This is a genomic window from Novosphingobium sp. BL-S-21 (genome assembly GCF_055521655.1).
Genome location: NZ_CM145496.1, coordinates 2,414,279 through 2,439,811 on the forward strand (window position 1 = coordinate 2,414,279; position 25,533 = coordinate 2,439,811).

Sequence of the window (25,533 nt, forward strand, 5' to 3'; positions counted from 1 at the left end):
TCTACCGGGGACGGCGCTTGCAGGGCGTTACAGTCCGGCTTGCAGCAGCCACTCGTGGAAGATGCGCACGGGACGGGATTCCAGGGCCTTGGGCTTGCAGACGAACCAGTAGCGATAGGGGCTTTCGACGTCGATGTCGAAGAGCCGGGCCAGGCGGTTGTCGTGGCTGCGGCGGAAGTGGTCGTCGTGCATGATCGCGATGCCGAGGCCCTGGGCCGCGGCTTCGAGCACGAGCTGGCCGGAATCGAAACGGTCGACCGAGGCCGGTTCCAGCTTTTCAAGGCCGATGGCGGACTTCCACGCGTCCAGGCTCTGCGGCAGGTCCTGATGGATCAGGAAGGTCTGCTTGGACAGGATGGCTTCGTCGGGGACGGTGCCGATCTCCTGCGCCATTTCCTTGGAGGTGATGGCGTAGACCTTGTTGTGGTCAAGCTGGATCCGATAATAGGCCGGGTCCGGTTCGGGCGAGAGGATGATCGCCGCGTCCAGCGTGTCGCCCACCCGGTCTTCCAGGTGCGCGCCGGTGTCGATGTCGATGTGCAGGCGCGGGTGCAGCTTGCGCAGCTCCGGCAGCCGCGGGAACAGGCGTTGGCCGCCGAACAGCGACGGCACGCCGAGGTGCAGGCGCAGCACCTGGCCGCGGTCGATCTGCGATTCCACCGCTTCGGCCAGTTCTTCCAGCTTGGGGCCGACCACGTTGTAGAAGGCCTGGCCCTCGTCGGTCAGCTTCATCGACTGGTGCTGGCGGGTGAAGAGGCGCTTGCCGGTGAAGTCTTCCAGCGCGGCGACCCGGCGCGAGAGCGCCGAGGGGCTGAGCGCCAGTTCGTTGGCGGCCGCCTTGGCCGAACCGAGGCGGACGACGCGAACGAAGGCTTCAAGCGCGCGCAGGGGGGGTAGTCGGCGTACTGGCAATGTCTCGTCTTTTCACTCGGAGTATCGATGCCGCCTGGAAATGGCGGCAGCGAGGTTCAATCGGGCTCTGCGACCGCTTCCGTGGCCGGCGGATGAAGGCGAAGCCGCGTGACGCGGCGCTCGTCGCCATCGGTAACTTCGATGCGCCAGCCGCTGTCATGCTCCAGCACGGTGCCGACGGCCGGGACCTGGCCGGCCAGTACGAAGGCGAGGCCGCCCAGGGTATCCACCGCTTCCTCGACTTCGGCGAGGCGCGGGTCGATCCGTTCCGCCACATCGTCAAGCTCGACACGGGCGTCTGCGTCCCAGATACCGTTCTCTTGCGAAATTAGCAACTCTTCGGGGGCGTCGTCGTGCTCGTCCTCGATGTTGCCCACGATTTCCTCGACGAGGTCCTCGATGGTGATGATGCCATCGGTGCCGCTATATTCGTCGATCACCACGGCCAGATGGGTGCGCTGGGCGCGCATGTCGGCCAGAACGTCCAGCGCGCCGCGCGCCTGGGGCACGTAGAGCGGCTGGCGCAGCAGGGTGGACCAGTCCTCCGGCGGCTGTTCGCCGCGCGCGAGGATGGGGAACACGTCCTTGATATGGATCATGCCCTTGATCGCGTCGAGCGAGTCTCCGTAGACGGGCATGCGGCTGTGGCCGTGCTCGGCGAAGGCCTCGACCACTTCGGCCCAGCTTGCAGAGGCCGGAATCGCCACGATCTCGCTGCGCGGCACGGCGATATCGTCGGCATCGTGCTCGCTGAAATGGAGAAGGTTGCGCAGCATCTGCCGCTCGATCGAGGAAAGGTCTCCGCGGGCGCGGGCCTCGTCTTCGGCATCGCCTTCATGTTCGTTGATGACGCCTTCGATCTGCGCGCGAAGCGACTGATCGCCGTCGTTCTGGAAAAGTCGCCGGAAAACACGCCAGAGCGTGCCGGTACTGTCCCCATCTCCCGAGCCGGACTCGGTGTGGCGGCCATTGTCGGCCATCGTTTTAAATTACCCCTACAGCTTAAGATCTGTCGCCATATGGGTCGGCAATGCCGATGAGGGCAAGAGCCTTTGTTTCAAGGGCCTCCATTGCCTCGGCATCGGCGTCCGAAATCTCGTGGTCGAGGCCGGCCAGGTGGAGCAGGCCGTGGACGATGAGGTGGCTGGCGTGATGCTCCACCGGCACGCCTTTTTCCGCGGCCTCGCGGGCGCAGGTCTCGAAGGCGAGGGCAAGATCGCCCAGCATTTCCGGCGGTCCGTCCGGTGCGAGGGCGAGCAGGTCGGCGCGTTCCAGCATCGGGAAGGACAGGACGTTGGTGGGCTTGTCCTTGGCCCGCCATTCGCGGTTGAGGACGTGCACTTCCTCGTCCGTGGTGAACAGCAGGCTGGCCAGGAGGCGGGGATTGTCGAGTTCCGGTGCGACTTGCACCAGCGCTTCGAGCGCCGCTTCGGCCAGATCGGCCCAGTCCGTCTCGGCGGGCCAGGGGGCTTCGATATCGATTTCGAGATCCATGCGGGGGCTTTACGCGCAGTCACGCGCGCGGTCGAGCGATAGCGTGAGGAGATCGAGCGATAGCGTGAGGAGAAGGTGCGGAAGCGTGAAGAGGTCGAGCGGTAGCGTGAGGAGAAGGTGCGGGGTGGCCTGCTCGGACAGGAACCGGCGGGAAATCGAGGACGGCGAACCGCCGTCCCCGATGCTCAAGCTCGTCCTGCGCCAGACCTTGTCATTCCCCGGGGGAAAGTCACTCCGCCCGGAGCTGCTCGGCCGCCGGTTGTTCCGTCTTCGGTGCCGAGGGATCGACGTAAGGGCCTTCGTAAGCCTCGACGATGCGACCGACGATCGGGTGGCGCACGACGTCCTGCACGGTGAAGCGCGTGACATCGATGCCGTCCACGCCTTCCAGCCGGTTCACCGCATCGGCCAGGCCGCTCATGCGGTCGCCGCCCGGGATGTCGACCTGCCGGGGGTCGCCGCAGACGACCATGCGGCTGTTCTGGCCGAAGCGGGTAAGGAACATCTTCATCTGCTCGCGCGTGGTGTTCTGCGCTTCGTCGAGGATGACGAAGGCATCGGCCAGCGTGCGGCCGCGCATGAAGGCGATCGGCGCGATCTCGATCTCTCCCGAAGCGAGGCGGCGCTCCACCTGTTCGGGCGGCATGCAGTCATAGAGCGCGTCGTAGAGCGGACGTAGGTAGGGATCGACCTTGTCCTTCATGTCGCCGGGCAGGAAGCCCAGCTTCTCGCCCGCTTCCACGGCGGGGCGCGAAAGGATCAGGCGCTGGACCGAACCGGTCATCAGCTGCGACACCGCCTGGGCCACCGCGAGGTAGGTCTTGCCCGTGCCTGCCGGGCCGAGCGCGAAGATCACGTCGGAGCGGGCGAGCGCGCGCATATATTCGATCTGCATCGCCGAGCGCGGCACGATCGTCTTGCGGCGGGTGCGAATCATGATCGGCGGCGCGCCGGTATCGCCCGAGATGATGCCTTCCAGCGTTGGTTCGGCCGACATCGCGATCAGCGATTCCACCGCGCCGGCGTCAAGCGCCTGGCCCTGCTCCAGTCGGTGGTACATGCCTTTGAGTGTATCGCGGGCGCGGGCAACGGCGTCTTCCGGCCCTTCGATCTGGATCTTGTTGCCGCGCGCGGCAATGTAGACCCCGAGCCGGTTCTCCACTTGCACGAGGTTTGAATCGAACTGGCCGAACAGGGCCCCCAGCAAAGTCTGTTCGTCGAACTCGACTTCGACACGTGCCCGGCGGTGCGCTTCGGGCCTGAACTGCGCCGTTTCACCGGCGCGTGCTGCTTTGCGGGCCATGTGCTCCTTTCAGGTGAGGATGCCTTCGTTCCATCCCGAAGATGGCTCTGCGCATCGCGTCCCGCAAGCCGCATCTATCGAAAAATTGCTCGCTTCACCGGGGATAACATGGCGTTTCGGCGCGCTTCCCGAATTTTGTCGCAACCTTGCGACACTCCTGAAATTTCACTGCAACCTGCATTTCAAGTTCGTTCAGCTTGAGGGGTTCAAACATGAACTCACAGACCAGATCGAACGGATAATCGTTTCGGGTCAAGGAGAAGAAAACATGCGCAAGATCATTATGGCCGCCCTTGCCGCCAGCGTCATCGTTCCGACCGTCGCCGTGCCCACCATGGCTTCCGCGCAGAGTGCCCGGGAAGTGCGCGAGAGCGCCCGCGACGTTCGCCAGAGCCAGCGCGAGGTCGATCGCAACGTCCGCCGCGGCGACTACCGCGCCGCCGACCGTTCGCAGCGCCAGCTCAACCACGACCGCCGCGAACTGCGCGAGGATTGGCGCGACTATCGCCAGGCCCACCGCGGCGAATTCCGCCGCCCTGCCTATGCCGGTCCGCGCGGCTATCGCTATCGCCCGGTCGCCGTGGGCTACCGCTTCCAGCCGGCCTATTACGGCAGCCGCTACTGGGTAAACGACTATGGCCGCTATCGCCTGCCTGCGCCGCGCGCCGGCCACCGCTGGGTTCGCTACGGCAATGACGTGGCCATGGTGAACATGCGTTCGGGCCGCGTCGTGACCGTCCACAACAGCTTCTTCTTCTAATAAAACCGCCACCGGCGCCGGGAAGGGCGCCGGACGAGTCCCAGGCGGGTCGCGAGGGCCCTCGGTGCGAACCGGGGGCCCTTTCTCGTGCTTCCCGTGCGGCAGACCGATCTTGCCGGGGCGGCGGTCGAGCGGCTAGCCTTCGGTCATGACAAGGACGACCTCCGCCGCCAGGATCCTGGCGCTCGCCCCCCTGTTCGCGCTGGGACTTTCGCTCGCAGGCTGCAAGAAGGACGCGGCCCAGCCCGAAGCCACCGCCACGGCCGGCGCCGAAGCGAGCGAGGAGGCGACCGAGACCGCGCCCATGCGTGCCGAGGACTGGATTCGCGCGAATCACCGCGACGCGCTCACCAGCGATCTCGGCAAGCTGCAATATGCCACGGCGGAGACCGACCTTGACGGTGACGGCACGCCTGAAGTGCTGGTCTATCTGGGCGGCCCGATGTTCTGCGGCACCGGCGGGTGCAACCTCGCAGTGCTGAAGCGGCAGGATGGCGATCTGGTCCAAGTGAGCGAGACGAGCGTGGTCCAGCTTCCGGTGGGCGTGCTGGACAGCAAGTCGCACGGCTGGCGCGATCTGGCCGTCACCGTGTCGGGCGGCGGCATGGCGGAAGGCATCTCTCGCCTGCGCTTCAGCGGCAGGGGCTATCCCACCAATGCCAGCGTGGAAGTGAGCGCGGGCGCGGCGGCGATCAGCAAGCCGCTCATCGCGGAAGACGCGCTCAAACCGCTCGACTAGAGCCGCCTCATGGCGCTGAAACGCGCCGGGATCAGCGCATCAGCCATCGGCGGAAGGCGGCATTGACCGCGTCGGGCTGCTCCATCGGCGTCATGTGCCCGGCATCGGCGATGACCTCGTAGGCCGCGCCCGAATCGGTCCCAACATCGACTGAGGCCATGGCCTGCGCCATTTCCTCGGCAAGGTAGGGCGGGGTGAGGGCGTCGGCCGCGCCGACCATGACCATGGCCGGGACGGTGATCGTGCCGAGCGTCGCCAGCGAATCGGCGCGGTCGATGATCGCGGCCTGCTGGTCCATGTACGTCCCGAAACCGACGCGCAGGGCCATCTGCACGACTTCCTCGAACAGCGCCTCGGGGCAGTCCGGCGCGACGAGTTGGCGCAGCGATCCGCGCAGGACATGTTCGAAGCCGCGCGCCTGGGCGGTGCGGATCGCCGCGCGGCGCAGTTCCGCCTGGGCGGGGGTATCGGCCCGCGCATTGGTGTCCACGAGGGCAAGCCGCGTCACCCGCTCCGGGGCGCGGCGCCAGATCTCCATGGCGACGTAACCGCCCATCGAGAATCCCGCGATTGCGAACCGCTCCGGCGCGGCATCGAGCACGCGGCTGGCCATGAGGGGAATCGAATCGTCCTTCAGGGTATCGCCGATGGAGATGTCGGCAATGTCCGAAAGCCCCGCGATCTGCGCCTGCCAGACGTGACGGTCGCAGGAAAGCCCGGGAACGAGGACCAGCGCTTGCCTCTCGCTCACGCGGGGACCGGGCTCAGCAGCCTGGCGGAAACGGCATTGTAGCCGCCTTCGGTCAGTTCCACCGTGACCATGTCGCCCACGGCGACGTCGCCGTCGAAATAGACCGATTGCAGCCAGGGCGACTTGCCGAGCCACTGCCCGGGCAGCTTGCCCTTGCGTTCGACCAGCACCTGGCAGGTCTTGCCGACCGAGGCCACGTTGAAGGCGGTCTGGTCGCGGCCGAGCGCGGCCTGGAGGCGGACGATACGCTCGGTCATCACTTCGGCGGGGATCTGGTCTTCCATCGTCGCGGCGGGCGTGCCGGCACGGGGCGAATACTTGAAACTGAAGCACTGCGCATAGCCGACCGCATCGACCAGCCTGAGCGTATCCTCGAAATCGGCATCGGTCTCGCCGGGGAAACCGACGATGAAGTCGCCCGAAAGTGCGATGTCGGGCCGGACGGCGCGCACGCGGTCGAGGACCTTGAGATAGCTTTCGGCCGTGTGGCTGCGATTCATCGCTCTCAGCACCCGGTCGCTGCCGGCCTGCACGGGCAGGTGGAGGAACGGCATCAACTTCTCGACATCGCCATGGGCGGCGATCAGCGCCTCGGTCATGTCGTTGGGGTGGCTGGTGGTGTAGCGGATGCGGGCAAGCTCGGGAATGTCCGCCAGCTCGCGAATCAGCCCGTCGAGGCCGATGCGCCGTCCGCGTGCATCCTCGCCGTACCAGGCGTTCACGTTCTGGCCGAGCAGCATGATCTCGCGCGCGCCGGCGTCGATCAGGCGGCGCGCCTCGTCCATCAGGGCGGCGTGGGGGCGGGAGACCTCGGCGCCGCGCGTATAGGGCACGACGCAATACGTGCAGAACTTGTCGCAGCCTTCCTGAACGGTGAGGAATGCCGTTGGGCCGGACCGCCTGCGGCCACCCTGATTCCGGGCGGGCAGGGCGTCGAACTTGGTTTCGGCCGGCATGTCGGTATCGGTCACGCGGCGGCCGGCGGTGGCCTCGCGGATCATGTCGGGCAGGCGGTGATAGGCTTGCGGGCCGACCACCATCTTCACCGCGGGAGAGCGCCGCATGATCTCGTCGCCCTCGGCCTGGGCCACGCAGCCGGCCACCGCGATGAGGGGCGATGAGCCATCCTCGCGGCGCAGGCGGCCGATGTCGGAATAGACCTTTTCCGCCGCCTTTTCACGGATATGGCAGGTGTTGAACACGACCAGGTCGGCCTCTTCGCCTTCCGGCGCGGCCGCGATGCCCTGGTCCGTGAGCAATTCGGCCATGCGCTCGCCGTCGTATACGTTCATCTGACAGCCGAAGCTCTTGACCCGGTAGGTCCTGGGATTCTGGGTTGATGGCATGCGCGGGCCGATACACGCGTTTCGGGCGATTTTGAAGCGGCTGCGTTAGGGGTGCTCCGCGCGAGGCTGGCATCGCCGGCCGGCACGCCGGCCTCGCAGCCTGTTCCCCTTTCGCTGCACTTGGGGTATTCGCGCGCGCCATGACCATTACAAACAGCGATCACCAGACCCTTTACGCCGCCTTTGCGGGCCACCTCAACGCCGCGCTCGATGCGCTCGAAGCGGCCGGCACGCTGCCCGGCGGTCTGAAGCGAAGCGCGATCACGGTCGAGCCGCCGCGCGACACCTCGCATGGCGACCTTTCGACCAATGCCGCGATGGTCCTGTCCAAGCCCGCCGGCATGAAGCCGCGCGACCTGGCCGATGCGCTGGTGGCGGAGCTGTCGAAGCTCGACGCGGTCACTTCGGCGGAAATCGCCGGACCCGGATTCATCAACTTGCGCCTTTCGGACGCCACCTGGATCGCCGAGCTGCGCGCGATCGCCGCGCTCGGCGCGGACTACGGCCGTTCGGCCATGGGCGGCGGCACCACCGTCAATATCGAATATGTCTCCGCCAACCCGACCGGTCCGATGCACATGGGCCACTGCCGCGGCGCAGTGGTGGGCGATGCACTGGCGACGCTGCTCGAATATGCCGGCCACAAGGTCATCAAGGAATATTACGTCAACGATGCCGGCGCCCAGGTGCAGGTGCTCGCCCGTTCGGCCCATGTCCGCTACCGCGAGGCGCTGGGCCATGACGTGGGCGCCATTCCCGAGGGCCTCTATCCGGGCGAATACCTCATTCCCGTGGGTCAGCAGCTCGCCGCCGAATTCGGCGACAAGTTTGCCGAGGCGCCCGAATCGGAATGGCTGACGCTGTTCCGGGAAAAGGCCGTTGCCGCGATGCTGGTGATGATCAAGCAGGACCTCGCGCTGCTGGGCATCCATCATGACCTGTTCTCCTCGGAAGCCGAGCTTCAGGCTTCGGGCAAGCCGGACGAGGCGGAAGCGTGGCTGCGCGCCAAGGGCCTCGTCTACGACGGCGTGCTCGAAGCGCCCAAGGGCAAGACGCTGGAGGACTGGGAAGCCGTGGAACTGCCGCTGTTCCGCTCGACCCAGTTCGGCGACGATCAGGACCGCCCGATCAAGAAGTCGGACGGCACCTGGACCTACTTCGGCGCCGACCTTGCCTACCATTTCCAGAAGGCCCAGACCGCCGACGCGCTGGTCGACATCTGGGGCGCCGACCATGCGGGCACCGTCAAGCGCATCAAGGCGGCCGTCGCCGCCATGACCGGCGCCGATGGAGAGCCGACGCCGTTCGAGATCAAGCTGGTGCAGATGGTCCAGCTGCTGCGCGATGGCGAGCCGGTGAAGATGTCCAAGCGTTCGGGCAACTTCGTCACGCTGGCCGAAGTCGTCACTGAAGTGGGCAAGGATGTGGTGCGCTTCACCATGCTCACCCGCAAGCCGGAAGCGCAGATGGACTTCGACTTCGCCAAAGTGGTGGAAGCCTCGAAGGACAACCCGGTGTTCTACGTGCAATACGCCAATGCCCGCGTCCACTCGACGCTGCGCAAGGGCGAGGCCGAAGGCGGGTTCAAGCCCTCGGGCGAAAACCTCGAACTGCTTGGCGCGGAAGAACTGGAACTGGTCAAGCTGGCCGCGCAGTTCCCTCGCATCGTCGAGGCCGCTGCGGCCGCGCGCGAGCCGCACCGCATCGCCTTCTTCCTTGGCGACGTTGCCGCGGCCTTCCATGGCTACTGGAATCTCGGCAATGACCGCGTCGAAAAGCGCTTTGTTAACGCTGCCGACGGTAACCTGACCGGCGCACGGCTGTTCCTTGCTGCGCAGATCGGGCAGCTTGTCCGCAATGGCCTCGCGCTCCTGGGCGTCGAGGCGGTGGAGGAAATGTAAGTCATGGCGAACTGGGGCCAGAATCGGGACGAAGGCAATCGGGACGAAGGCGATCGGGGTGTCGACCAGGGCCGCGAAAGCCGTCGGGGGACCTTCCATGACGACCTGAACGCGGGCCGTTCCGCCGGAGCCCCGGCTTTCGAGGATGCCGCTCATTCGAATTCGGGCCAGCCTGAGGCCGAATCCGGCAAGCTGGAACTCGGCGACGACGACGTGCGCCTGCCCTGGCTGGAAGGCGAGGACGAGGAGTTCGAGGACCAGCAGGGCGGTGCCTCGGGGCAGACCTTGCTGCTCGTCGTCCTGGCCGTCATCGCCATACTGGTCATCGTCGGCGGAATCTGGTGGGCCACGCGCCAGAAGTCGGAACAGCCGCTTGTCGCCAGCGGCGGCGTGATCGAGGCCCCGAAGGAGCCTTACAAGACGCGGCCGGAAAATCCGGGCGGAGACGTCGTGGCGGGCACCGGAGACACCAGCTATGCGGTTGCCGAAGGGCAGAGCCGCCTGCCGCAGATCGGACGGGGCGAAGCGCCGGGTCCGGGCTTCGGCGGCCAGTCCGCCGTTCCGGCCGCCCCGCCTGCGCCTTCCGGCAAGCCCGCTGCCGGGCCCAGCGCGCCGGCCAGTGCCGCTTCTGCCGCCAGTGCCCCGGGCAAACCGGAACCGGTTGTCAGCGGCGTCGGCGTGCAAGTGGGCGCCTATACCTCGAAGCCGACCGCCGAGGCAGGCTGGAACGCGCTCAAGGTGCAGTATCCGGGACTTTCCGGGGTGAACCATCGCATCGTCGAGGGGCAGGCCGATATCGGCAAGGTCTATCGCCTCCAGGCCGTTCCCGGAGACCTTGCTGCGGCGCGCGCGCTCTGCAGCGGGATGCGTTCCGCCGGATTGAGCTGCCAGGTGAAGCAGTAACGGACCGGCACGGCCAGGAGATGTCGGCTCGGGCTTTTCTCGGACTGGCATCAGGGACGAATCGGAACTTCGGCAGACCCTTCGGGCCGCGCCGAAGTTCCGTTCTTTCCGCATGACGTGACCGCGCCGCCCGCGCCCTTGCTTTCCACATCTGCAAACCGGGGCTTCCTTGCGAAAGCCGCGGAATTCTGCGACCAAGCGCGATTATGACACCCGCCATTTTCGGCCTTTCCGGGCTGACTCTCAGCGCCGACGAGCGCGCGTTCTTTCGCGATGCCGACCCTGCCGGCTACATCCTGTTCGGCCGCAATGTGCAGGACCGCGAACAGGTGCGGGCACTCACCGAGGATCTGCGCGCCATCCACGGCCGCGACCGGCTCTACATCACCATCGACCAGGAAGGCGGCCGTGTCGCGCGGATGAAGCCGCCAGTCTGGGGCGCCTATCCGCCGGGCGAGGCGTTCGACAGGCTCTATGATCTCGCGCCCGCCAGCGGCATCGAGGCGGCGCGCGACAATGCCGAGGCTTTGGGCCTCGACCTTGCCGAAGTGGGCCTGACGGCCGACTGCCATCCCCCGCTCGACGTGCGCCACCCCGGCGCGCACGACATCGTCGGCGACCGTTCCTTCGGCGCGGACCCGATGCGTGTGGCCGCGCTGGGCCGCGCGACGCTGCAGGGGCTGGCGCGCGCCGGCATCGTCGGCTGCGTCAAGCATATCCCCGGCCACGGCCGCGCCATGGCGGACAGTCACAAGGAACTGCCCACGGTGGAGGTTGGCGAAGAGGAACTGGAGCGCGACATCGAGCCGTTCCGAACGCTTCGCGATGCCCCTTTCGGCATGACCGCCCATGTCCGCTACACCGCCTGGGACGCGGAGAATCCGGCCACGCTCTCACCCTTCGTGATCCGCGAGATCATCCGCGAGCGCATCGGTTTCACGGGGCTGCTGATGAGCGACGACCTCGACATGCAGGCGCTCTCGGGCAGCGTGCCTGAACTTGCGGCGCAGGCGATCGCGGCGGGCTGCGACCTGGCGCTCAACTGCTGGGCGAAGATGGACGACATGACCGGCATCGCCGCGCGGTTGCCGTCCATGCCGCGCGAGACTGCGGAAAAGCTGGCGCGGGCACTGGCGTCAGTGGAGGGCATCGCCGCAACCGGTACCCATGCCGAGCTGATCGCCCGGCGCGACGCCCTGCTGGCGCTGGCGGCCTGACGATGAAAGCGCCTGCCGAGCTTCCTTTCGGCCTGCCCGGCGCCGATGCCGGCTGGGACGGCGAGGACCGGGCCGAGGCCCGCAAGGAAGCGCTCTATCTGGAAATCGATGGCTGGGAAGGCCCGCTGGACCTCCTGCTGGACCTCGCGCGGCGGCAGAAGGTGGACCTTCGGCGGATATCCATCCTGGAGCTGGTCGCGGCCTATCTCGATTATATCGATCAGGCCGAGGCGCTGCGTCTCGAACTCGCGGCGGACTACCTGGTGATGGCGGCCTGGCTCGCCTACCTGAAGTCCGCGTTGCTACTGCCGAAGGACGAGCAGGCCGACCCCAGCCCCGAAGAACTGGCCTTGCGCCTGCAACTGCGCCTGCAGCGCCTTGGCGCCATGCGTGAGGCCGCGGCGCGGCTGATGGGCCGAAACCGGCTGGGCCGCGACGTGTTCCTGCGCGGCGCGCCAGAGGGCCTGCGGGTCGAGCGCAAGTCGGCCTGGCAGTGCTCGTGGTACGATCTCGTGCGCGCTTATGGGGACGTGAAAGTCCGCAGCCAGCCAGTGGTCCATATGGTCCGCGAACGCATGGTCATGACGCTCGACAGCGCCATCGCCCGGGTCTCCTCGATGCTCGGCGTCTCGCTGGACTGGATGGACTTGCGCGATTTCCTGCCGCCCGCCAGCGACACCTGGGCCAATCCGCAATTGCGCCGCTCCGCCTTGGCATCCAGCTTCGTCGCCGCGCTGGAACTGGCGCGCACCGGCCGGGCCGAGATCGCGCAGGAGCAGACTTTCGGGCCGCTTCGCCTCAAGGCATGCAAATGATGACCGAACCGACCGACGACCTCGTCCGCGCCGTGGAGGCGACGCTTTTCGCTGCCGAGCAGCCGATGACGGTCGAGCAGATCTCGAACCACCTCGGACAGGCCGACGTGCGCCCGGCGCTTGCCGAGCTGGAGCGGCATTACCGCGCGCGCGGGGTGCTGCTGGTGGAGCGCGGCAAGCGCTGGCACTTCGAGACGGCGCCCGACCTTGCGCATCTGCTGCGCCGCGAGAAGGAGGACTTGCGCCGCCTCTCGCGCGCGGCCACCGAAGTCCTGGCGATCGTTGCGTATCACGAGCCGGTCAGCCGCGCCGAAATCGAGGCGATCCGCGGGGTGCAGACCGCCAAGGGCACGCTCGACGTGCTGATGGAGGCGGGCTGGGTGCGTGTCGCGGGCCGCCGCGAGGTGCCCGGGCGCCCGGTGATCTACGCCACCACGCCCGATTTCCTGGAGCATTTCGGGCTTGGCTCCCTGAAGGAATTGCCGGGACTGGAAGAACTTCGCGCGGCCGGCCTGCTCGATCCTGTGGATGACGACATGATCCAGACCGGCCTGCGGCCCGGCAAGGTTCCCGGCGAAGACGAGGAAACGGCCGATGACACGGCGGAAGACCTCGACGAGCGCGACCTTTTCGGAGAAGATGACGGTTAGGCTACCGGCGCCGGTCAGAATAATGACAGGCTGGCAACTTGGCGGGAAAGTGCCTAGATGGGCTCTATGCGGTCGGAATCGATCGCACGGTTTTTGGAGTTGAGGTTATGGGTAGCTTCTCGATCTGGCACTGGATGATCGTCCTGGTGATCGTGCTCGTGCTGTTCGGACGCGGCCGCGTGTCGGAAATCATGGGTGACTTCGGCAAGGGCATCAAGAGCTTCAAGCAGGGCATGAACGAGGAGGAGAACAAGTCCACTCCCGCGCCCGCCCCGCAGATCACCGCCCAGCAGGGCGATGCCCCGGTAGCCCCCTCGGTCACTCCGGCCAAGGCCGAGAACAAGACCGAGCAGTCCTAAGCGCCTGACGGACCCGCGCGCGCTATGTTCGACGTAGGTGCTTCCGAACTGTTGATGATCGTCATCGTGGCGGTCGTCGTCATCGGTCCCAAGGACATGCCGATGGCGATGCGCACGGCTGGGCGATGGATCGGCAAGATGCGCAAGATCTCCGGTCATTTCCGCTCGGGCATCGACGCCATGGTGCGCGAAGCCGAGCTGGAGGAGATGGAGCGCAAATGGCGGGAGCAGAACGAGGCCATCATGAAGGCCAATCCCGTTCTGCCGGACATGAACCAGATGCAGGCCCCCACCGGCACGTCTCCCTCTATCCCGCAGCTGGCCGAAGACGCGCCGGTCGCGGGCGGAGAGGCGGGCGCTGAAGCGGGGCAAGCGACCGGCAATGCCACGGCCCAAAGTCCCGGCAAGCCGGACAACGCGGGCAAGCCCGAGGCAGCCGCTCCCGGCGGGCAGGCCGAATTCCACCTCCCCCCGCCGCCCCCCTGATAGAAGCGCGCCATGCAGCCATTCCGCATATCCGATATCGACGATTCGCAGGCCCCGCTGCTCGAACACCTTGTCGAGCTGCGCGCCCGCCTGCTTCGGGCCTTCCTGGCCTTTGCGGTGGCATTTGGCATCTGCTTCTACTTCTCGGGCGACATCTTTTCGTTTCTGGTCCGCCCGCTGACCGAGGCTTTCCCGCCCGGCCAGGGCCGGTTGATCTATACCAAGCTCTATGAAGCCTTCTTCGTGGAAGTGAAGATCGCGCTGTTCGCGGCGTTCTTCGTCAGCTTCCCGGTGATCGCCAACCAGATCTGGGCTTTCGTGGCGCCGGGCCTCTACGCAAAGGAAAAGAAGGCGTTCCTGCCGTTCCTGGTGGCGACGCCGATCCTCTTCACCATGGGCGCGGCCCTGGCCTACTACGTCGTCATGCCTACGGCGTTCCACTTCTTCCTCGGTTTCGAGGGTCAGAAGGGCGGGCTCAAGCTGGAAGCGCTGCCCGGCACCGGCGACTATCTCGCGCTGGTCATGCAGTTCATCCTGGCTTTCGGCATCAGCTTCCTGCTGCCGGTGCTGCTGATGCTGCTCAACCGCGCCGGCATCATCACCCGCGCGCAGTGCGTTGGCGCGCGTCGCTATGCCATCGTCGGCATCTTCATCATCGCTGCCGTTGCCACCCCGCCCGACGTCGTTTCGCAGCTCCTTCTCGCCGTGCCGCTTCTGGCGCTCTACGAAGGTACGCTGGTGTTCATGTGGTTCACCGAGAAGCGCGACGCGCGCGACAAGGCTGCAGCGGATGATGTTCCTGCCCCGGTCGAAGGCAGCACCCCCGCCGTCTGAGCGGACGGGTGCTTCAGGCGCCCTGACATCTGGGATGCCGCTCCGGCTTCGCGGCTGATCGGGCGTCGTTCCGCGCAGCGCGCGCTGTCGGACGGTAAGGTGCTCAGGCGTGCCAAGGGACGAGCCGGCTCGCGCCGGTCTCGCCCCCCAAAACTCCAACTCTCAAACCTCCAGCGGCCGACTTCTCAGCGGCCGGGTGTGTCCTTGGCCGGAATCACCCGGTCCTTTGCCGCGGACCACGCCATCTGGCCGCCGATCCAGGTCTCCATGACTTTGGTGGCGCGCAGTTGTTCCGGCGTTGCCAGCATGGGATCGGCATCCACGAAGAGGAAGTCCGCCCGGTAGCCCTTGGCGATCCGCCCGAGACGGTCTTCCGCGAACATCGCATAGGCGGCGCCCGTGGTGTAGGCATTGAGCGCGAGTTCGCGGCTCACGGCCTCCTGCGGCTGCCATCCGTTGAACGGCTGGCCGTCCGCACCCTGGCGGGAGATGGCGACCGCAAGGCCGACGAAAGGCTGGGACGGTTCGACGGGAGTGTCCGACCCGAAGGCGAGCGTCGCGCCGGTGGCCGCGATCGACTTCCAGGCATAGGCCCCGGCCAGACGCGCCGGGCCCAGCCGCGCTTCGGCCATGGTGCGGTCCGACGCTTCGTGCTGCGGCTGCATCGAGGCGATCGTGCCGAACTTGCCGAAGCGGGGGATGTCTGCCGGATCCACGATCTGCGCATGCTCGACGCGCCAGCGCCGATCGCCCTTGTAAGTGGCCGAAAGGTCCTCGATCGAGGCAAGCACGGTGGCATTCGCCTGATCGCCGATGGCGTGGACGGCGACCTGGAAATTATCCATGGCCGCGCGGCTCATCAGGTTGCCCAGCTGCGTCTCGTTCATGCGCGGCAGGCCCTTGCTCTCCGGCGCATCGGCGTAAGGCGCCTTAAGCCAGGCGCCGCGCGATCCCAGCGCGCCGTCGAGATAGAGCTTCACGCCGTTCATCTTGAGATGATCGTCATAGAGCCACGGCGTAGGGCGAGGGCCGCCGATCAGCGCCATGTTGTCCACGCCGTCGGCATACGTGACGATGCGGATACGCAGGCGGCTGGCGTCGGCGGCGCGGCGCATGGCCTGCCAGTCGTCGATCGAGGTGCCCATGTCGGCAATGGCGGTGACGCCTTGCGCCAGCAGCGCGAGCTGCGCTTCGCCGAGCGCGGTGTCGCGATCTTCCGGACGGGGCCTGGGCATCTTCGATTCGATCAGCGCCATGGCGCCGTCCACGAAGACGCCGGCGGGCTGCTTGCCGCCGCTCAGGCGCAGAATCTCGCCGCCTTGCGGCACGGCGGTGGCGGCAGTGATCCCGGCAGCGGAGATGGCGGCCGAATTCGCCCAGCCGGCATGGCCGTCGACGCGGACCAGCCAGGCGGGCTTGCCGCCCGTCGCCCGGTCCAGTTCGGCGGCGGTGGGCATGCGGTCGAGCCCCCACTGCGCCTGGTTCCAGCCGCTGCCCAGGATCCAGGGCGCGTCGGGATGGGCGGCGGCCCAGGCGGTGATGCGCGCGAGGGCCTCGTCAAGCGACTTGGCCATCGTCAGGTCCAGCGTCATCTTCGCAAAGCCGGTGGCCATGACATGCCCATGGGCGTCGATCATGCCGGGCACGACGTGGCGGCCCTTGCCGTCCACCTGGTAGTCGACCTTCTTCGGGCGCTTGTCGCCATGGCGATAGACTTCGGCGATCCGGCCGTCCCGGTCGATCAGGAAGCCTTCGAAGCGTTCGACGCCGCCCTTGCCGTCACCCGTCACGCCCTCGACATTGTCGACCAGCACATCGGCCAGAGCGGCGGGCGCCAGCGCGGGACTTGCCGCGATGGCGGTGGAAGCAAGCAGCAGCGCCAGGGCTGCGCCGGTTTTGGAATTCACTTGATACCCTTCTTGGGGAGGCGCTTGATGATGGCGCTGGTGTCGAGGCGGCCGCCGCCTTGCGCCTGGATGTCCGCGAAGAACTGGTCGATCAGCGCGGCCACGGGCAGCGAGACGCCAAGGCCGCGCCCTTCGTCGAGGCTGAGGCCCAGATCCTTGCGCATCCAGTCGATCGCGAAGCCGAAGTCGAACTTGTCCTCGTTCATCGTCTGCCAGCGGTTGTCCATCTGCCAGGACTGGGCAGCGCCGCCCGAGATGGCCTCGTAGACCTTGTCCATGTCGAGGTGCGAGGCCTGGGCGAAGCGCACCGCTTCCGCCAGCGCGGCGACATTGCCGGCGATGCAGATCTGGTTGGCCATCTTGGCGATCTGGCCGGAGCCGGCCTTGCCGACATGGACGATGCGGGTGGAATAGGCCTCCATCACCGGATGAGCCGCCTCTATCGCCTCATCGCGGCCGCCGCACATCAGGGTGAGCGTGCCTTTCTCGGCACCGATCTGCGATCCCGTCATCGGCGCATCGACGCAGTGGATGCGAAGGTCCCGCGCCTCGACCGAAATCTGGCGGGCGATACGGGCAGACACGGTGGTGTGGTCGATGAAGACGCCGCCCTTTTTCAGCATGCGGAACACGCCGTTGGGACCGAGTACGACTTCGGAAAGATCGTCGTCATTGCCGACGCAGGTAATGACCACATCGGCATCCTGCGCGGCGTGGGCCGGGTTGGCGGCGATGCGGTGGGCAAGGCCGGGGTTGTCCTGCGACCACTTGTGTGCCCGCTCGGGAGAGCGGTTGAAGATGGTGAGTTCGTGACCGGCCAGGGCGATATGCCGCGCGATTGCGCCGCCCATGACACCCAGGCCGATGAAGGAAACCTTGCGTTTTTCGCTCATGGCAAGCGTTCTAGCGCTTTTTGCACGAAAGCAAACCGCAAGCGGCAGGGAAATCTGTTCGTTCCGGCGCAGTCTTCGGGCAGCGCGGCGGGGGAAGGCTTCGGCGGCAAAGGGATTTTGGACAACAATATTACAGCGTCCATCGAAAGCGAGAATTTTTCCTGTCGCGCGGCTTTCCATTCGGCACGCTTTCCTTTACCCGCGGCCACCATGGAACAGCCATTGCTCAAGATCGCTGCGGAGCCCGAAGTGGCCACGCTGACTGCCGAAGACATTCGTGCGGCCGCGGAGCGCATTATGGGCAAGATCGTCCGCACGCCGACGCTCTATTCCACGACGCTCAGCGCGATCACGGGCGCCGAGATCTGGCTTAAGTTCGAAAACCTCCAGTTCACTGCCGCCTACAAGGAACGCGGCGCTCTCAATGCCCTTCTCCTCCTGGATGAGGCGCGCAAGTCGCGCGGCGTGATCGCCGCTTCGGCCGGCAACCATGCGCAGGGCCTGTCGTATCACGGCACCCGGCTCGGCGTGCCCGTCACCATCGTCATGCCGCGCACGACGCCGACCGTGAAAGTCATGCAGACGGAGAGCGTGGGCGGCAAGGTCGTGCTGGAAGGCGAAAGCTTCGACGAGGCCTATGCTCATGCCCGCAAGCTGGAAACGGAACTGGGCCTGACCTTCATCCACCCCTTCGACCATCCGCACGTCGCGGCGGGGCAGGGCACCGTGGCGCTGGAGATGCTGGAGGACGTGCCGGACCTGGACACGCTTGTCCTGCCGATCGGCGGCGGCGGGCTGGCCACCGGCATGGGCACGGCAGCGCGGGCGATCAACCCGGACATCCGCCTCGTCGGCGTGGAAGCGCAGCTCTATCCCTCGATGTACAACCTGCTGAAGGGTACCAGCCTGCCGATCGGCGGGGATACGCTGGCAGAGGGTATCGCCGTATTCTCGCCGGGGCAGTTCACGTCCTCGGTCCTGCGCGACTTGCTGGACGAGTTCCTGCTCGTCAGCGAATCGGGCATCGAAAGCGCGCTCGCGCTGCTGCTGCAGATCGAAAAGACCCTTGTCGAGGGCGCGGGCGCCACCGGCCTGGCCGCGGTCATGGCGAATCGCGAGCTGTTCGCGGGCCGCAAGGTCGGCATCGTGCTTTCGGGCGGCAATATCGACACGCGTCTGCTGGCTAACGTGCTCTTGCGCGATCTTGCCCGTTCCGGCCGCCTTGCCCGCCTGCGCATCGGCCTGCAGGACCGCGCCGGCGCGCTGTTCAAGGTCGCCAAGGTGTTCCACGAGCACAACGTGAACATCATCGAAGTCTTCCACCAGCGCATCTTCACGCACTTGCCGGCCAAGGGCCTTGTCACCGAGATCGAGTGCGAGGCGCGCGACAAGGACCAACTCGATGCCCTCGTGGCCGCGCTGCGGCGCGAAGGCTACGAAGTGAAGCAGGTCGAAACCGAATAGACCGTACTCTGCCGCCGGGGCGACTCGGCAGGAATGCAGATCGGCAGGGACGCGGACCGGCAGCGAGCGGGCGGTTTCGACCGGCCTCCCGCTCGGGCCGGATTCGGGGGGCCGATTCGGGTCTGCACCGCAAGGCTTCCCGTTCCTCTATAAGGGAATAAGGCGCGGCCTTGCGTGCAGGGCTGAAAGGAGTAGGGGGCACACGCCTGAATCGCCGCAGGTCAGGCGTTAACGGCGCGCGTCAAATCTGCTAACCTTCATCCGGAAGAAAGAACCAATCCGGGACAACCGGACGAAATCGCCACCCAGTTGGTCCCGATTCCGATACGGGTCGGGCTCCTTTCGTGGTTAAAACGCTTTCAACCGGCGCAAGCCCTATGCATATTCAAGGCTAACACGGAAACTTCGCCGGCGTCGCGGTGGGCTTCCAGCAGGCTAGAGGATAAGTTTCGTCCGTGACGGCACCCGTTCGTTTTCCCCGGTTCTTCGTGACCAGCCCGGCGCCATGCCCCTATCTGCCGGGTCGCAGCGAGCGGAAGGTCTTTACCGAACTCAAGGGGCCGCACGCCGATTCCCTCAACGATGCGCTGGGCCGCATCGGGTTCCGGCGCAGCCAGACGGTGGCCTATCGCCCCTCCTGCCTGGATTGCAATGCATGCGTCTCGGTGCGTGTCGTGGCAGAGGAATTCGCGCCCTCCGGCACGCAGAAGCGCCTGGTCAAGCGCAATGCAGACCTTGTCGCCACCGTGTGCCGCCCCTGGTCCACCAGCGAGCAGTTCGACCTGCTTCAGCGCTATCTCGCCGTCCGCCATCCGGAAGGCGGCATGACGGCGATGGATGAAGTCGATTTCGCGGACATGGTGGAGCATACCCCGGTCACCAGCTACGTGATCGAATATCGCGAGCCCTCGGATGACGGCGTCACACCCGGCCGCCTGGTGGGCGCCTGCCTGACGGACCGCCAGTGCGACGGTCTTTCGATGATCTACAGCTTCTACGATCCGCATCACGAAGAACGTCAGGGGCTGGGCACTTACATCATCCTCGACCACATCCAGCGCGCGACGGAGATGGGGCTGGCCTATGTCTACCTGGGCTACTGGGTCGAAGGCGCGCCGCGCATGCAATACAAGGTCCGCTTCCGTCCCATGGAGAAACTCGGCCGTGCAGGGTGGGAGCGTATCGCGCCGGTGGAGCACGATCGCCTGATCGCCGCCGCCGTCGCCAATCCCCGCAGCCGCGACGCCGTGAACGAAGGCGCGCGCAAGGACGGCGTGCCCTCCATCACACGGTAAGCCGCCGGTTTCGTACACCGCGCCAGCCGAATTGACGGCCGGCGCCGGGGCCGGCCGTCTTCCCGTCACGGCGTCAGATAGAGCGCCGCTTCTTCGGCGCGCCGCCGCTTCAGGCCTTCCAGCACTTTACCGTCATTGTAGATCCATTTCCCGAACTGCACCGCCGCTTCGGCAAAGCGGCCCTCGCGGTGCAGCTTCGTCAGCGTGGCATCGGCGATGGCGCCGGTGTTGTAGTGAAAGGACGTCAGAGCATCGAACTGATGCGGCGAAGTTGCCGCATCGCCGATGGCGGCGACGACTTCCTGGACGTATCGGGTGATTTCGCGGTCGAAGCGGGCATCGCACTGGGCCTGGGTCCAGACCGTGTCCGGCCCGATGTCCGCGCCGGTGGAGCCCCAGCCGATCGTCCAGGGCCTGCCGTCCTGGCTGCCGGGATCGGGATAGGCTTCGAACAGGCCGTCGGCGCGGCGTTTGGCGCAGCCTTCCCAGTTTTGGATCAGGGTTCGACCGGCAGACCCGAGCGTGTGGCCGGCCGGCAGGGACTCGCTGTCCTGAGCGGGCGCCGTGTCGATGGCGCGATCGAGCGCGGCGACTTCGCCGGCGGTGAATCCGCGCCCGAGCAGAAGGCGCACTTCGTCGAAAATCGGCTTGCGATGAAACATCGGCCTCTCCTTGTTTGAGGGAAAGGCCGATCAAGTAAGGCGGATGCAGGGCTGTAGGAAAACGGTTTCTTTTTGAGAGAACCGTTTCCCTACCCGATGCCCCTGATTTCAGGCTCGTTTTTCGGCCTGCTCAAACGTCGAGATTGGCAACGTTCAGCGCGTTTTCCTGAATGAAGTCGCGGCGCGGTTCCACCACGTCGCCCATCAGGCGAGTGAAGATTTCGTCGGTGACGTCGGCGTCCTCGACCTTCACCTGCAGCAGGGCGCGGTTTTCCGGATCCAGCGTGGTTTCCCAAAGCTGATCGGCGTTCATCTCGCCAAGGCCCTTGTAGCGCTGGATGGACAGGCCCTTGCGGCCGGTGGCCAGCACGGCGTCGAGCAGCTGCGAAGGACGGCTGATCGTATCGCCGCCAGCGACCGGGCGAGTCGCGGGTGCGTCCTCGTCGCCTTCGACGGCTTCCACTTCCACCGTCTCGGTGCCCGCGCGCACCAGGCGCGCGGTGGCCGCGTAGACTTCGGCATTTTCAGCGGCGATGCGGGCAAGCTTGCGGGCTTCGGCACTGGCGATGAAGCCGGCCTCGATCTTGTGATGATCGGTGACGCCGCGCCAGAGACGCTCGATCTCCAGGTTGCCGGCTTCGGTGAGGCGCGCGGTCCAGCGCGCTTCCGGGTCGCCGCGATCGAGCCAGCCGGCGGCACGGCTCAATGCGGCCGTGCGATCGGCCGCCGAAAGATCGGGTGCGAGCGCACCGGCGATCGCCAGGGCCTCGATGATGACCGGATCGAAGCGGCGGGGAACGAAGGCCATGATGTTGCGCATGCGGATCGCATGTTCGACCAGGGCTTCGAGGTCCGAACCCATGCGCGCGCCGCCGCTGCTTTCCAGCACGCGGCCGGCCAGCCCGGCTTCGACCAGATAGCGGTCGAGCGCGGCGTTGTCCTTCAGGTAGACTTCGCTGCGGCCCTTGGCGACCTTGTAGAGCGGCGGCTGGGCGATGAAGAGGTGACCGGCGCGGATGATGTCGGGCATCTGGCGGTGGAAGAACGTCAGCAGCAGGGTACGGATATGCGCGCCGTCGACGTCGGCGTCAGTCATGATGACGATCTTGTGGTAGCGCAGCTTTTCCAGGTTGAAGTCGTCGCGGATGCCCGTGCCCATGGCCTGGATCAGCGTGCCGACTTCCTTCGAGGAAATGATGCGGTCGAACCGTGCGCGCTCGACGTTGAGGATCTTGCCCTTCAGCGGCAGGATCGCCTGGATCTTGCGATCGCGCCCCTGCTTTGCGGAGCCGCCTGCGGAGTCACCCTCGACCAGGAACAGTTCGCACTTGCTGGGATCGCGCTCCTGGCAGTCGGCCAGCTTGCCCGGCAGGGAGGCGATGTCCATCGCGCCCTTGCGGCGCGTGAGTTCGCGGGCGCGCTTGGCGGCTTCGCGCGCGGCGGCGGCGTCTACTACCTTCTGGATGATGGTCTTGGCGTGGCCTGGGTTTTCCTCCAGCCATTCGCTCATCTTGTCGGCCATGAGCGCTTCGAGCGGCTGGCGCACTTCCGAGCTGACCAGCTTGTCCTTGGTCTGCGACGAGAACTTGGGATCGGGCAGCTTGACCGAAACGATCGCGGTCAGGCCTTCGCGCATATCCTCGCCCGATAGCGAGACCTTTTCCTTCTTGAGCAGGCCCGAACGCTCTGCGTAGCCGTTGAGCGTGCGCGTCAGTGCCGCGCGGAACGCGGCAAGATGGGTGCCGCCGTCACGCTGCGGGATGTTGTTGGTGAAGCAGAGCACGTTCTCGTAATAGGAATCGTTCCATTCCAGAGCGACTTCCATGCCGATGCCGTCCTTGTCCGCGCCGATGGCGATCGGTTCGGGCATCAGCGCCTGCTTGTTGCGATCGAGATACTTCACGAAAGCGCCGATGCCGCCCTCGTAATAGAGGTCGTGCTCGATCGCTTCCTCATGGCGGTTGTCGCGCAGCTTGATGCGCACGCCGGAATTGAGGAAGGCCAGCTCGCGGTAGCGGTGCTCCAGCTTGTCGAAATCGAATTCGGTGACATTCTTGAACGTGTCGGTCGAGGCCAGGAAGGTCACGCGCGTGCCCTTCTTGAAGCCGTTGTCGTCCGGATTGTCGCTGACCTTGGGGGCCACGCCGCGCACTTCCAGCGGGGCTACGGCGTCGCCATGGGCGAACTTCATCCAGTGTTCCTGGCCCTCGCGCCAGATCGTGAGTTCCAGCCATTCGGACAGGGCGTTGACCACCGAGACGCCGACGCCGTGCAGGCCGCCGGAGACCTTGTAGGCGTTGTCGTCCGAGGTGTTCTCGAATTTACCGCCCGCGTGAAGCTGGGTCATGATGACTTCGGCGGCCGAGACGCCTTCCTCGGCATGGATGCCGGTGGGAATGCCGCGGCCGTTATCTTCCACCGAAACCGATCCGTCGGCGTTGAGTTCGATCAGCACGAGGTCGCAATGACCTGCCAGTGCCTCGTCGATGGCATTGTCCGAAACTTCGAAGACCATGTGGTGCAGGCCCGAGCCATCGTCGGTATCGCCGATGTACATGCCCGGACGCTTACGGACCGCGTCGAGTCCCTTGAGGACCTTGATCGAATCCGCGCCGTAGCTGTTCTGGTTCTTGCCGCTGTCGGAAACGTTGGCATCGGCGGCTGCGGTCGCGGGCGTGTTATCTTCGGTGCTTGCCATGGCGAGCATATAGGGTTTGACGGGCGCAAACCCAAGCAAAACCGGGTCCGCCTCGGGGCTTTTCCACAAGAGACGGAGCCGCTTGCGCCGCTCCGCCGCCAGACAGCGCCGAGTTGCGAAAAGTTGCACCCCGCTCACCAGAAATGGAAGGCGCCCCTGCCGGGCAGGCAACAAAAAAGGCGGCCACGCGGGCCGCCCTTCTGTCTTGTCGGAAATGCCGGCCTCAGATGAGGGTGACGGCAAATGCCAGAGCGCTCACACCCAGCGCTGCAGCGAAACCGAACGTCTTTTCGACGATGGTCATGGAATTGCTCCTGCAAACTTCTTGTTCTGTTTTTTGTCGCATGCATGGCGCTTCTCGTCGTCATGCTGCAAGTGCGAGATAGGCGCTCTTGGAATTTTCACAACGTCGAAAGTAACAATATTGCTTGCATGTTTTGCAATTGCGTGCGGCGGCGTGCCGATGGGTCAAAATGGCGCGGGGGCGCCCGCGGATACTGGACACCTGCACTATCCCGCTATAGTGGCCGCCCATGACTAATCAGACTTCTGGCCAGACTTCACAGCCGTCCGATTCCATCCTGATCGTCGACTTCGGCAGTCAGGTGACCCAGCTTATCGCCCGCCGCGTGCGCGAAGCCGGCGTCTATTCCGAGATCGCCCCTTTCAATGCCGCGAAGGAGGCTTTCGCCCGCATGAAACCGGCCGGCGTCATTCTCTCGGGCTCGCCGGCCTCGGTGCTCGATGACAGCGGGCCGCGCATCCCGGACGAGATTCTCGAAAGCGGCCTGCCGATGCTGGGCATCTGCTATGGCCAGCAGTCGCTGATGCACCAGCTTGGCGGCGAAGTGCTTTCCGGCGATTCGGGCGAATTCGGCCGCGCCTTCATCGAGATCGGTGACGACTGCGCGCTGTTCGATGGGCTGTGGTCCAAGGGCGAAAAGCACCAGGTGTGGATGAGCCACGGCGACAAGGTGACCAGCCTTGCCCCCGGCTTCCGCCCGGTCGCCTCCAGCGAAGGCGCGCCTTTCGCGGTGATCGCCAACGACGAGAAGCGCATCTACGCGATGCAGTTCCACCCCGAAGTCGTGCACACGCCCGATGGTGGCAAGCTGCTGAAGAACTTCGTGCGCCACGTCTGCGGCCTTGCCGGCGACTGGACCATGGCGGAATTCCGCAAGACCAAGATCGACGAAATCCGCGCCCAGGTCGGTAACAAGCGCGTGATCTGCGGCCTTTCGGGCGGCGTCGATTCGGCGGTTGCGGCGCTGCTGATCCATGAGGCGATCGGCGACCAGCTGACCTGCGTCTTCGTTGACGGCGGCATCCTGCGCATGGGCGAGGCCGAGCAGGTCGTCAGCCTGTTCCGCGGCCACTACAATATCCCGCTGGTCCACGTCGATGCCTCGACGCTGTTCCTGAACGGCCTGGCCGGCGTGACCGACCCCGAGGCCAAGCGCAAGTTCATCGGCAAGACCTTCATCGACGTCTTCGAGGACGAAGCGAAGAAGATCGGCGGCGCCGAGTTCCTGGCACAGGGCACGCTCTATCCGGACGTGATCGAGTCGGTCTCGTTCACCGGCGGCCCTTCGGTGACGATCAAGAGCCACCACAACGTCGGCGGCCTGCCCGAGCGCATGAACATGAAGCTCGTCGAGCCGCTGCGCGAACTGTTCAAGGACGAAGTCCGCGTGCTGGGCCGCGAACTGGGCCTGCCCGACATCTTCGTCGGTCGCCATCCGTTCCCCGGGCCGGGCCTGGCGATCCGCATTCCCGGCGAAGTGACGCGCGAACGCTGCGACATCCTGCGCAAGGCCGATGCGATCTACCTTGAGGAAATCCGCAACGCGGGTCTCTACGACGCGATCTGGCAGGCCTTCGCGGTGCTGCTGCCGGTCAAGACCGTGGGTGTGATGGGTGACGGCCGCACGTACGACAATGTCTGCGCCCTGCGCGCGGTCACCTCGACCGACGGCATGACCGCGGACATCTACCCGTTCGACTCCGCCTTCCTCTCGCGCGTGGCCACCCGCATCATCAACGAGGTGAAGGGCATCAACCGCGTCGTCTACGACTACACCTCGAAGCCGCCCGGCACGATCGAGTGGGAATGATCGCGCGAAAGCGCTGAGGTTCGAAGGGCC

Annotated in this window: 26 protein-coding genes; 13 read left to right on the top strand and 13 right to left on the bottom strand. The window is 65.9% G+C overall.

Annotated elements, in window-relative coordinates:
• Positions 1-27: 27 nt before the first annotated feature.
• Genes ACZ1J6_RS19970 through ACZ1J6_RS19990 form a run of 5 tightly spaced genes read right to left on the bottom strand, consistent with a single transcriptional unit; the run spans position 28 to position 3,709 of the window.
• Positions 28-912: a LysR substrate-binding domain-containing protein gene (locus ACZ1J6_RS19970; RefSeq protein WP_132268133.1), complete on the bottom strand. Its 885-nt coding sequence runs from the start codon at positions 910-912 to the stop codon at positions 28-30.
• Positions 913-968: 56 nt separating this feature from the next.
• Positions 969-1,892, bottom strand: coding sequence for a hemolysin family protein (locus tag ACZ1J6_RS19975; protein ID WP_132268135.1), 924 nt, complete (start codon positions 1,890-1,892; stop codon positions 969-971).
• 22 nt (positions 1,893-1,914) lie between these two features.
• The gene (ybeY, locus tag ACZ1J6_RS19980; RefSeq protein ID WP_132268137.1) at positions 1,915-2,406 is read right to left on the bottom strand and encodes an rRNA maturation RNase YbeY; all 492 of its coding nucleotides are present in this window, start codon (positions 2,404-2,406) and stop codon (positions 1,915-1,917) included.
• A gap of 9 nt (positions 2,407-2,415) precedes the next feature.
• Positions 2,416-2,595 carry a hypothetical protein gene (locus tag ACZ1J6_RS19985; protein WP_465127877.1) on the bottom strand — a complete coding sequence of 60 codons (180 nt, stop codon included), beginning with the start codon at positions 2,593-2,595 and terminating at the stop codon, positions 2,416-2,418.
• Between the two features lie 40 nt (positions 2,596-2,635).
• Positions 2,636-3,709 carry a PhoH family protein gene (locus tag ACZ1J6_RS19990; protein WP_243654359.1) on the bottom strand — a complete coding sequence of 358 codons (1,074 nt, stop codon included), beginning with the start codon at positions 3,707-3,709 and terminating at the stop codon, positions 2,636-2,638.
• 268 nt (positions 3,710-3,977) lie between these two features.
• Between ACZ1J6_RS19990 and ACZ1J6_RS19995 the strand changes: the two genes are divergently transcribed.
• Positions 3,978-4,469, top strand: a complete 492-nt coding sequence (locus ACZ1J6_RS19995; RefSeq protein ID WP_134093849.1) for an RcnB family protein — start codon at positions 3,978-3,980, stop codon at positions 4,467-4,469.
• Between the two features lie 148 nt (positions 4,470-4,617).
• A complete protein-coding gene (locus ACZ1J6_RS20000) occupies positions 4,618-5,208 on the top strand; it encodes a hypothetical protein (protein WP_431568500.1) in 591 nt (196 codons plus the stop codon).
• A gap of 31 nt (positions 5,209-5,239) precedes the next feature.
• On the opposite strand, the gene ACZ1J6_RS20005 is transcribed toward ACZ1J6_RS20000, so the two are convergent.
• Complete coding sequence (locus tag ACZ1J6_RS20005; RefSeq protein ID WP_465127878.1) at positions 5,240-5,959, bottom strand: alpha/beta fold hydrolase; 720 nt, start codon at positions 5,957-5,959, stop codon at positions 5,240-5,242.
• Positions 5,956-7,305 (bottom strand): tRNA (N6-isopentenyl adenosine(37)-C2)-methylthiotransferase MiaB, encoded by a 1,350-nt coding sequence (miaB, locus tag ACZ1J6_RS20010; RefSeq protein ID WP_132268144.1) that lies wholly within the window; start codon positions 7,303-7,305, stop codon positions 5,956-5,958. Before miaB ends, ACZ1J6_RS20005 begins: the two co-directional genes overlap by 4 nt.
• Positions 7,306-7,445: 140 nt before the next feature.
• On the opposite strand from miaB, the gene argS reads away from it, so the two are divergent.
• The 8 genes from argS (at position 7,446) to tatC (ending at position 14,470) form a co-directional block, all read left to right on the top strand.
• Positions 7,446-9,206, top strand: a complete 1,761-nt coding sequence (argS, locus tag ACZ1J6_RS20015; RefSeq protein WP_465127879.1) for an arginine--tRNA ligase — start codon at positions 7,446-7,448, stop codon at positions 9,204-9,206.
• A 3-nt stretch (positions 9,207-9,209) separates the two neighbouring features.
• Positions 9,210-10,109, top strand: a complete 900-nt coding sequence (locus ACZ1J6_RS20020; RefSeq protein ID WP_465127880.1) for an SPOR domain-containing protein — start codon at positions 9,210-9,212, stop codon at positions 10,107-10,109.
• 206 nt (positions 10,110-10,315) lie between these two features.
• Positions 10,316-11,326 carry a beta-N-acetylhexosaminidase gene (gene nagZ, locus ACZ1J6_RS20025; protein WP_465127881.1) on the top strand — a complete coding sequence of 337 codons (1,011 nt, stop codon included), beginning with the start codon at positions 10,316-10,318 and terminating at the stop codon, positions 11,324-11,326.
• 2 nt (positions 11,327-11,328) lie between these two features.
• Positions 11,329-12,141 (top strand): segregation and condensation protein A, encoded by an 813-nt coding sequence (locus tag ACZ1J6_RS20030; protein WP_465127882.1) that lies wholly within the window; start codon positions 11,329-11,331, stop codon positions 12,139-12,141.
• On the top strand, positions 12,141-12,791 hold the full coding sequence (gene scpB / locus ACZ1J6_RS20035; protein WP_465127883.1) for an SMC-Scp complex subunit ScpB: 651 nt from the start codon (positions 12,141-12,143) through the stop codon (positions 12,789-12,791). The genes ACZ1J6_RS20030 and scpB overlap by 1 nt, the downstream gene beginning before the upstream one ends.
• 107 nt (positions 12,792-12,898) lie before the next feature.
• Positions 12,899-13,150 carry a twin-arginine translocase TatA/TatE family subunit gene (locus ACZ1J6_RS20040; protein WP_132268154.1) on the top strand — a complete coding sequence of 84 codons (252 nt, stop codon included), beginning with the start codon at positions 12,899-12,901 and terminating at the stop codon, positions 13,148-13,150.
• 24 nt (positions 13,151-13,174) lie between these two features.
• Positions 13,175-13,636: a Sec-independent protein translocase protein TatB gene (gene tatB, locus ACZ1J6_RS20045; protein ID WP_465127884.1), complete on the top strand. Its 462-nt coding sequence runs from the start codon at positions 13,175-13,177 to the stop codon at positions 13,634-13,636.
• A 12-nt stretch (positions 13,637-13,648) separates the two neighbouring features.
• Entirely contained in the window at positions 13,649-14,470 is an 822-nt protein-coding gene (gene tatC / locus ACZ1J6_RS20050; protein ID WP_465127885.1) for a twin-arginine translocase subunit TatC, read from the top strand.
• Between the two features lie 185 nt (positions 14,471-14,655).
• On the opposite strand, the gene ACZ1J6_RS20055 is transcribed toward tatC, so the two are convergent.
• Genes ACZ1J6_RS20055 through ACZ1J6_RS20065 form a run of 3 tightly spaced genes read right to left on the bottom strand, consistent with a single transcriptional unit; the run spans position 14,656 to position 17,482 of the window.
• The gene (locus ACZ1J6_RS20055; protein WP_465128284.1) at positions 14,656-16,347 is read right to left on the bottom strand and encodes an amidohydrolase; all 1,692 of its coding nucleotides are present in this window, start codon (positions 16,345-16,347) and stop codon (positions 14,656-14,658) included.
• 26 nt (positions 16,348-16,373) lie between these two features.
• A complete protein-coding gene (locus ACZ1J6_RS20060; RefSeq protein ID WP_132268160.1) occupies positions 16,374-17,270 on the bottom strand; it encodes an NAD(P)-dependent oxidoreductase in 897 nt (298 codons plus the stop codon).
• On the bottom strand, positions 17,267-17,482 hold the full coding sequence (locus tag ACZ1J6_RS20065) for a hypothetical protein (protein ID WP_465127886.1): 216 nt from the start codon (positions 17,480-17,482) through the stop codon (positions 17,267-17,269). Before ACZ1J6_RS20065 ends, ACZ1J6_RS20060 begins: the two co-directional genes overlap by 4 nt.
• On the opposite strand from ACZ1J6_RS20065, the gene ACZ1J6_RS20070 reads away from it, so the two are divergent.
• Positions 17,481-18,734 carry a threonine ammonia-lyase gene (locus ACZ1J6_RS20070; protein WP_132268162.1) on the top strand — a complete coding sequence of 418 codons (1,254 nt, stop codon included), beginning with the start codon at positions 17,481-17,483 and terminating at the stop codon, positions 18,732-18,734. The genes ACZ1J6_RS20065 and ACZ1J6_RS20070 overlap by 2 nt on opposite strands.
• A gap of 455 nt (positions 18,735-19,189) precedes the next feature.
• Positions 19,190-20,029, top strand: coding sequence for an arginyltransferase (locus tag ACZ1J6_RS20075; protein ID WP_465127887.1), 840 nt, complete (start codon positions 19,190-19,192; stop codon positions 20,027-20,029).
• A 65-nt stretch (positions 20,030-20,094) separates the two neighbouring features.
• Here the strand turns inward: ACZ1J6_RS20075 and ACZ1J6_RS20080 are convergent, their stop codons facing one another.
• From ACZ1J6_RS20080 to ACZ1J6_RS20090, 3 genes are all read right to left on the bottom strand, one after another.
• Positions 20,095-20,691, bottom strand: a complete 597-nt coding sequence (locus ACZ1J6_RS20080; protein ID WP_465127888.1) for a lysozyme — start codon at positions 20,689-20,691, stop codon at positions 20,095-20,097.
• A gap of 130 nt (positions 20,692-20,821) precedes the next feature.
• Positions 20,822-23,389 carry a DNA topoisomerase (ATP-hydrolyzing) subunit B gene (gene gyrB, locus ACZ1J6_RS20085; RefSeq protein ID WP_314468205.1) on the bottom strand — a complete coding sequence of 856 codons (2,568 nt, stop codon included), beginning with the start codon at positions 23,387-23,389 and terminating at the stop codon, positions 20,822-20,824.
• A 223-nt stretch (positions 23,390-23,612) separates the two neighbouring features.
• Entirely contained in the window at positions 23,613-23,735 is a 123-nt protein-coding gene (locus ACZ1J6_RS20090; protein ID WP_465127889.1) for a hypothetical protein, read from the bottom strand.
• 187 nt (positions 23,736-23,922) lie between these two features.
• Between ACZ1J6_RS20090 and guaA the strand changes: the two genes are divergently transcribed.
• Positions 23,923-25,503: a glutamine-hydrolyzing GMP synthase gene (gene guaA, locus ACZ1J6_RS20095; protein WP_465127890.1), complete on the top strand. Its 1,581-nt coding sequence runs from the start codon at positions 23,923-23,925 to the stop codon at positions 25,501-25,503.
• Positions 25,504-25,533: the final 30 nt, after the last annotated feature.

What these genes read in the sequence shown, in the direction of transcription:
- ACZ1J6_RS19975 (WP_132268135.1), bottom strand. Translation starts at nt 1,892, where the DNA reads ATGGCCGACAATGGCCGCCACACCGAGTCCGGCTCGGGAGATGGGGAC.
- ybeY (WP_132268137.1), bottom strand. Translation starts at nt 2,406, where the DNA reads ATGGATCTCGAAATCGATATCGAAGCCCCCTGGCCCGCCGAGACGGAC.
- ACZ1J6_RS19990 (WP_243654359.1), bottom strand. Translation starts at nt 3,709, where the DNA reads ATGGCCCGCAAAGCAGCACGCGCCGGTGAAACGGCGCAGTTCAGGCCC.
- ACZ1J6_RS19995 (WP_134093849.1), top strand. Translation starts at nt 3,978, where the DNA reads ATGCGCAAGATCATTATGGCCGCCCTTGCCGCCAGCGTCATCGTTCCG.
- ACZ1J6_RS20000 (WP_431568500.1), top strand. Translation starts at nt 4,618, where the DNA reads ATGACAAGGACGACCTCCGCCGCCAGGATCCTGGCGCTCGCCCCCCTG.
- miaB (WP_132268144.1), bottom strand. Translation starts at nt 7,305, where the DNA reads ATGCCATCAACCCAGAATCCCAGGACCTACCGGGTCAAGAGCTTCGGC.
- argS (WP_465127879.1), top strand. Translation starts at nt 7,446, where the DNA reads ATGACCATTACAAACAGCGATCACCAGACCCTTTACGCCGCCTTTGCG.
- ACZ1J6_RS20020 (WP_465127880.1), top strand. Translation starts at nt 9,210, where the DNA reads ATGGCGAACTGGGGCCAGAATCGGGACGAAGGCAATCGGGACGAAGGC.
- nagZ (WP_465127881.1), top strand. Translation starts at nt 10,316, where the DNA reads ATGACACCCGCCATTTTCGGCCTTTCCGGGCTGACTCTCAGCGCCGAC.
- ACZ1J6_RS20030 (WP_465127882.1), top strand. Translation starts at nt 11,329, where the DNA reads ATGAAAGCGCCTGCCGAGCTTCCTTTCGGCCTGCCCGGCGCCGATGCC.
- scpB (WP_465127883.1), top strand. Translation starts at nt 12,141, where the DNA reads ATGACCGAACCGACCGACGACCTCGTCCGCGCCGTGGAGGCGACGCTT.
- ACZ1J6_RS20040 (WP_132268154.1), top strand. Translation starts at nt 12,899, where the DNA reads ATGGGTAGCTTCTCGATCTGGCACTGGATGATCGTCCTGGTGATCGTG.
- tatB (WP_465127884.1), top strand. Translation starts at nt 13,175, where the DNA reads ATGTTCGACGTAGGTGCTTCCGAACTGTTGATGATCGTCATCGTGGCG.
- tatC (WP_465127885.1), top strand. Translation starts at nt 13,649, where the DNA reads ATGCAGCCATTCCGCATATCCGATATCGACGATTCGCAGGCCCCGCTG.
- ACZ1J6_RS20060 (WP_132268160.1), bottom strand. Translation starts at nt 17,270, where the DNA reads ATGAGCGAAAAACGCAAGGTTTCCTTCATCGGCCTGGGTGTCATGGGC.
- ACZ1J6_RS20070 (WP_132268162.1), top strand. Translation starts at nt 17,481, where the DNA reads ATGGAACAGCCATTGCTCAAGATCGCTGCGGAGCCCGAAGTGGCCACG.
- ACZ1J6_RS20065 (WP_465127886.1), bottom strand. Translation starts at nt 17,482, where the DNA reads ATGGTGGCCGCGGGTAAAGGAAAGCGTGCCGAATGGAAAGCCGCGCGA.
- ACZ1J6_RS20080 (WP_465127888.1), bottom strand. Translation starts at nt 20,691, where the DNA reads ATGTTTCATCGCAAGCCGATTTTCGACGAAGTGCGCCTTCTGCTCGGG.
- gyrB (WP_314468205.1), bottom strand. Translation starts at nt 23,389, where the DNA reads ATGGCAAGCACCGAAGATAACACGCCCGCGACCGCAGCCGCCGATGCC.
- ACZ1J6_RS20090 (WP_465127889.1), bottom strand. Translation starts at nt 23,735, where the DNA reads ATGCGACAAAAAACAGAACAAGAAGTTTGCAGGAGCAATTCCATGACC.
- guaA (WP_465127890.1), top strand. Translation starts at nt 23,923, where the DNA reads ATGACTAATCAGACTTCTGGCCAGACTTCACAGCCGTCCGATTCCATC.